Origin of the sequence: Thiocapsa sp. (genome assembly GCF_035467215.1) — a bacterium.
GTDB lineage: Bacteria > Pseudomonadota > Gammaproteobacteria > Chromatiales > Chromatiaceae > Thiocapsa.
The window spans coordinates 1-5,156 of record NZ_DATITZ010000305.1 but is presented as its reverse complement, the minus strand read 5'-3'; the positions used below and the strand labels follow the sequence as shown (position 1 = coordinate 5,156).

Below are 5,156 nucleotides of genomic sequence, written 5' to 3'. Positions count from 1 at the left end.
AGCGGCAGGGTTCGCCCGAGATGCATCGTCGTCGCCCCCTCAGAGCCCCGTGATCTCCCGCAGCTCCACGCTGCCGAGCACCTGACAGTAGATCATGTTGATGATCTCCAACTCGCGCCGGTGCAGCTCGTCGGTGCCGGCCGAGCAGCCATCCTCGACCACGATCACGTTGAAGCTCTCGTCGGCGAGACTGCGTACCGTGGAGGAGACGCATTGGTCGGTGAAGATCCCGGTCAGCACGACATTGCGCACACCCAGGTTTGCGAGGATCAGACGCAGGTTGGTTCCGGTCAGGGCACTGTCGGTCGTCTTGGTCACCACGATCTCGCCGGGGAGCGGCGCCAGCTCGGGCACCAGTTGGCTCGCTGCGCTGTCCTTGGGCAGCAGTAGCGCATTCCAGCCCGGCTTCTTCTGGCTGAGCGAGCGGTCCCGCCCGTCCTCGAGTTGGCAGGCGATGCGCGCGTGGATGACGTCCATGCCCTTCGCGCGGAAGGCGTCCTGCAACCCACGGGTGGTCGGGATCACGATCTCGCGCATGCGCCGATGAAAGGGGAACCAGCGCGCGGCCTCCTGCGGATCGTTCGGGATCTCCAGGTAGAGGTTCTGCACGTCGATGCACAAAAGCGCCGTCTCGGCCGGGTCCAGATCCAGGTCCGCGGGCTCGGGCGCCTGTGCGTAGTAGAAGGAGCGGTAGGCGGTCTTCCAGCTCATCGGGGTTCTCCGGGTGATGGGACAGGCGGGCGCGGGAAAGACGAGCGTGTCGGACAGCACGGGACGCGCCCGGCCGTTTACGGATCGCGTCGCCCTCGACGAACGCGACCTGAGGCTAGGGACCGTCCAAAGACCTGTCAAGCCAAGCTCAGGGCAAGGCTGCGCAGGGTCCAGACCGCAGGGTTCGTGCGCCCGCGGCCACCGCGGACTCGGCACGCGCCCCGGCCATCCCGGATCGCGCGGGTGCCGCCCGGCCGGTGTAAGCTCGCGCCGATGTTCACGCGAACCCGGATCTCCCGATGCCCCTGCTTCCTGCGTTGATAGCGGCGCTGTTCATCGCGACGCCCGGCCATGCCGACGACGCCGATCTCGCCGCCCTGTTCTCAGCGGCAGGCGTCGAGGGCACCGTCGTTATCGCCGACCTCGACGGCGACCGGATGCATGTGCACAACGCCCCGCGTGCCGCGCAACGGTTGCCGGCCGCATCGACCTTCAAGATCCTCAACACCCTCATCGCGCTGGAGGAGGGTGTTATTGCCGGACCCGATGCCCTGATCCACTGGGACGGGCGTCTGCACGACATGCCCGACTGGAATCGCAATCACACGCTCGCCAGTGCCTTTGCGGTCTCGTGCGTCTGGTGCTATCAGAGCCTGGCCCGACAGATCGGCGCCGAGCGCTACCGCAGCCACCTGGAGCGCGCGGGCTACGGCGCGCTGGCAGAGCCGTTCGACCCCGTGGCCTTCTGGCTCGACGGCACACTCACCATCAGTGCCCTGGAGCAGGTTGAATTCCTGCGCCGGGTGATTCTGCGCACCTTGCCGTATCGTGCATCCAGCTACGAGGGCCTGCGTCGGGTGATGCTCGCCGAGGCGGGAGACCAGGACCGGCTGTTCGCGAAGACCGGTTGGGCCGCGCGTGCCACACCGAAGATCGGCTGGTATGTCGGCTATGTCGAGACGCCCGATGCCACCTGGATCTTCGCCTTGAATATGGACACCCGCGATGCTGCCGATCTGCCCTTGCGTCAGGCACTCGTCCGCGCAGGATTGCAGGCGAAGGGGATCATTGCGTCGCCCATGGTCGCGCCCACCATCAACCGCGAGGACGGGGGCGATTCGCGCGATCCGGCTGCCGCGGCGTCCGCGACGACAACACAAGAGGAGCATCGAGCAGATGTGGAATGAACGCTACGCCGAGGACGACTATGCCTACGGCACTGCACCGAACGACTTTCTGGTCGAGCAGGCGGATCGGCTGCCGGAGGGGCCGGTCCTGTGCTTGGCCGAGGGCGAGGGGCGCAACGCGGTCTGGGTGGCCGCGCGCGGCCATGCGGTGACCGCGATGGACGCCTCCTCCGTCGGCCTGGAGAAGGCCCGGCGGCTGGCTGCCGAGCGCGGGGTGCGGATCGAGACGCGCTGCAGCGATCTCGCGCACTTCGCCATCGCGCCGAACGCCTGGACGGGCATCGTCTCGATCTTCGCCCATGTGCCGCCGGACCTGCGCCGTCTGGTGCATCGGCGCGTCGTGGAGGGACTGCGACCGGGCGGCGTCCTGATCCTGGAAGCCTACACCCCCGAGCAGTTGCGCTTGGGCACCGGCGGCCCTCCCGTCGCCGAGCTGACCATGGACCTCGCCACCCTGGAAGACGAGCTTGATGGCCTGGTTTTCGAGGTCGCGCGCGAGCAGGAGCGGGAGGTGGCCGAAGGGCGCTACCATCGGGGACGCGGTCATGTCGTCCAGATCGTCGGGCGCAAGCCGGTAGAGGACTGATTGCAACGGCACGACGCCCGGTTGCGTCCTCACCCGGGCGATGGACAACGAGGCTCCACCCCGCAGAGAGCACCTCGCCGTTGCCTCGAAACGCAGCCCGACGGCTGCCGCGCACGGCCGGCCGAGTGGGTCGCCCGAGCCTTCCGCGACGCCGGGGCCAGGTTGGAGCCGCGCGAGGCGTCTGCCGGGGCCTGCGATTCGTCGGATCACTGCAATGGAGCAAACCCAGCATGAATATAGAAGACATCAAGACGCAGCTCGAAACCTACGAGCGTACCTTCCCCGAGGCTGCCGTTCGGGCCGCCATGGCGCAACGGGAGGCGATGACGCCGGTCCTGCTGGAGTGCCTGCAGGCGACCGCCGATGACCCGCACAGGGTTGCGCAGACCGACGGCGCCATGCTGCACATGTACGCCATGTACCTGCTGGCGCAGTTTCGCGAGCGTGCCGCCTACCCGATGCTGGTGAAGCTGTTCTCGACGCCGGGCGAGGTGTGTTTCGATGTCGCCGGCGATGTCGTGACGGAGGATCTGGATCGCATCCTGGCGGCGGTCTGCGGCGCGGATGTGGATCCGATCAAAGGCATGATCGAGAACCGCGAGGTGAACGAATATGTCCGCAGCGCCTGTTTGCGGGTGTTGGTCATGCTCGTCGCCCGCGGGGAGCTCGAGCGCGGGTCCGTCGTCGCGTATTTCCGCAGCTTGTTCAACGGCAAGCTGGAGCGTGAAGCGGATCTGCTTTGGGGGTCGCTCGTCGGCGCCTGCTGCGATCTGTATCCGGAGGAGCTGTTGCCGGACATCGAGCGCGCCTTCGATGATGACTTGGTGGATACGCTGTTCGTCGGGAGGGGCAGTGTCGAGCGGGCCATGTCCGAAGGCCAAGCGCAAGCGCTACGACGATGCGACAGAAAAGGTCCGATCGAGGATACCGTGTCCGAGATGAGCTGGTGGGCCGCCTTCAGGGAGGACGACCGCAAGGCGGCGCACCAGGCCCCGACGATCACGAACGGAGCCCGGTTCAAGGCGGCCAAGGTCGGGCGCAACGCACCCTGTCCCTGCGGAAGCGGAAAGAAGTTCAAGAAGTGCTGCGGGCGCTGAGGTCCGAGGCGCGTATCGGTCTTTACCCTTGCCGTGACGGATTGGGAGGATTTAGGTACAAACGCATGAGCAATCGAACGATTCCCACCGACGAGCGGCTTCACGGGTACCTGCTCGAACATTCTGTTCGACAACACGCTCTGGGGCGGCCGCGTGGCCGAAACCGACGGCTTGATGCGGTCTCGACAGACCGGGAGGAGCCACGCGACCTGCTGCGTTCGGGGCCGGCTAGCGGGAGACCCCACGGTACAGCTGATCCACCCAGTCCCGGAACCAGTCGGGACGCGCGAGCAGAACGTACGCTAGCAGCAGTGCGGCCAGCGGGACCGCGAAGGCCGCGGTGTCCACGACGACGATCAGCAGTGCGAGAAGCAGGCGGTGGGCGAGACGCATGACGACCTCGGGGTTGGCAATGTTCGCGATTGGGGCGGGATCAGGGTCACTCCTGCGCCGGTCGCGGTCATCGGGTTGTCGATCCGGGATGGCCTCATTTGCGGACCTGATTAGAAAGAATCGTCCGCCAGGCTCACGGAATAAGCCACCGATCGGCGCAGACTGCTCCCTGATCCACCATCGGACGGAGCCTGCCATAGCCATGAATCGAACCCGGTGGTATCCGGCTGCCCCAACGGGGCTCACCACGCGAGCCCGGGGCAACGCCCCGGGACCACGACCCCCATACTAAGCCCTGAAGGGGCGGCCCAACGCTTTGATATATCGATCTTAGGCGCGCGTTTTGGGAAAGGGCCGAACGGTGCAAAACGCCCCAGCCCCAGCAGCATCTTTAAACCGCCCTTTCAGGGCTGAAGGGTTGGTTGATTGAAACCCGGGGCTTTCAGGGCTGAAGGGTTGGTTGATTGAAACCCGGGGCGCTGCCCCGGGCTGACATCGGTCGCGCCGTTGGCGCTCGACACAAACTCGACACAAACGGCCGGAACGAGGCTCGCCAGGCTGGTTCTCAAGGGTTTTGATTACTTGATACTTGCGGCCCTCTCCTCAATCGTGGCTTCGGCGCTTAGCTGAATCTCCTTACCAATCAGGTTTGCGGATGACGCTCTTCGCGACCATCCGTCATCCGGCACGCTGACCGGCGCTCCAACCGCCCGACGATCGGCCCCCGTTATGACTGTCAAAAAAACGGGGGCGCTGGTGTCGGTTAGGCGGCTGCGGGAGTGTTTCGTGGAGCGGGCTCGGTGCACCGAGCGGCCGCCCGCGAGACGTGCGACCGCCATCGCGCCTCATGGTTGATTGCACCATCGCGCGGTCACAGCCTAAAAGCGTCCCGGCCAACGCGCCCGAGTGCCGACAAAGTCCCGGTTCCGGACGCTTGCCTTTTTCAAGCCGGCGTCGGCTAGATCGAGATACCGATCACCCGTCGTCCCGCGACCGACGGACCGGTATCCGCAAGCCGCTGCTCGTCGAGCAGCAGATAGTGGATCTGCGGCTGCCATCGGCGCAGCTGCTCGGGTAGGTCCGGCTCGATCAACGCGTCGAGACTGGTCTTGGCCCACCAGGATTTCTCGCCATTGCAGAGGACGATCGGCAGCACCGGAGGCCGCGGGCTTCCCGAGGGGA

At 66.1% G+C, this 5,156-nt stretch carries 4 protein-coding genes and 2 pseudogenes; 3 read left to right on the top strand and 3 right to left on the bottom strand.

Annotated elements, in window-relative coordinates; all coding sequences use genetic code 11:
- Positions 1-39 precede the first annotated feature (39 nt).
- Positions 40-711 (bottom strand): isochorismatase family cysteine hydrolase, encoded by a 672-nt coding sequence (locus VLR48_RS16735; protein ID WP_325292878.1) that lies wholly within the window; start codon positions 709-711, stop codon positions 40-42.
- A gap of 299 nt (positions 712-1,010) precedes the next feature.
- Here VLR48_RS16735 and blaOXA point away from each other — a divergent pair.
- From blaOXA to VLR48_RS16720, 3 genes and pseudogenes are all read left to right on the top strand, one after another.
- Positions 1,011-1,775 (top strand): annotated as a pseudogene (blaOXA, locus tag VLR48_RS16730) (class D beta-lactamase); the annotation flags it as partial.
- A gap of 112 nt (positions 1,776-1,887) precedes the next feature.
- Positions 1,888-2,484, top strand: coding sequence for a class I SAM-dependent methyltransferase (locus tag VLR48_RS16725; protein WP_325292876.1), 597 nt, complete (start codon positions 1,888-1,890; stop codon positions 2,482-2,484).
- A 230-nt stretch (positions 2,485-2,714) separates the two neighbouring features.
- Positions 2,715-3,581: a DUF1186 domain-containing protein gene (locus VLR48_RS16720; RefSeq protein ID WP_325292875.1), complete on the top strand. Its 867-nt coding sequence runs from the start codon at positions 2,715-2,717 to the stop codon at positions 3,579-3,581.
- Between the two features lie 228 nt (positions 3,582-3,809).
- On the opposite strand, the gene VLR48_RS16715 is transcribed toward VLR48_RS16720, so the two are convergent.
- Positions 3,810-3,974, bottom strand: a complete 165-nt coding sequence (locus VLR48_RS16715) for a hypothetical protein (protein ID WP_325292874.1) — start codon at positions 3,972-3,974, stop codon at positions 3,810-3,812.
- A gap of 958 nt (positions 3,975-4,932) precedes the next feature.
- A pseudogene (locus tag VLR48_RS16710) lies at positions 4,933-5,156 on the bottom strand (transposase); the annotation flags it as partial.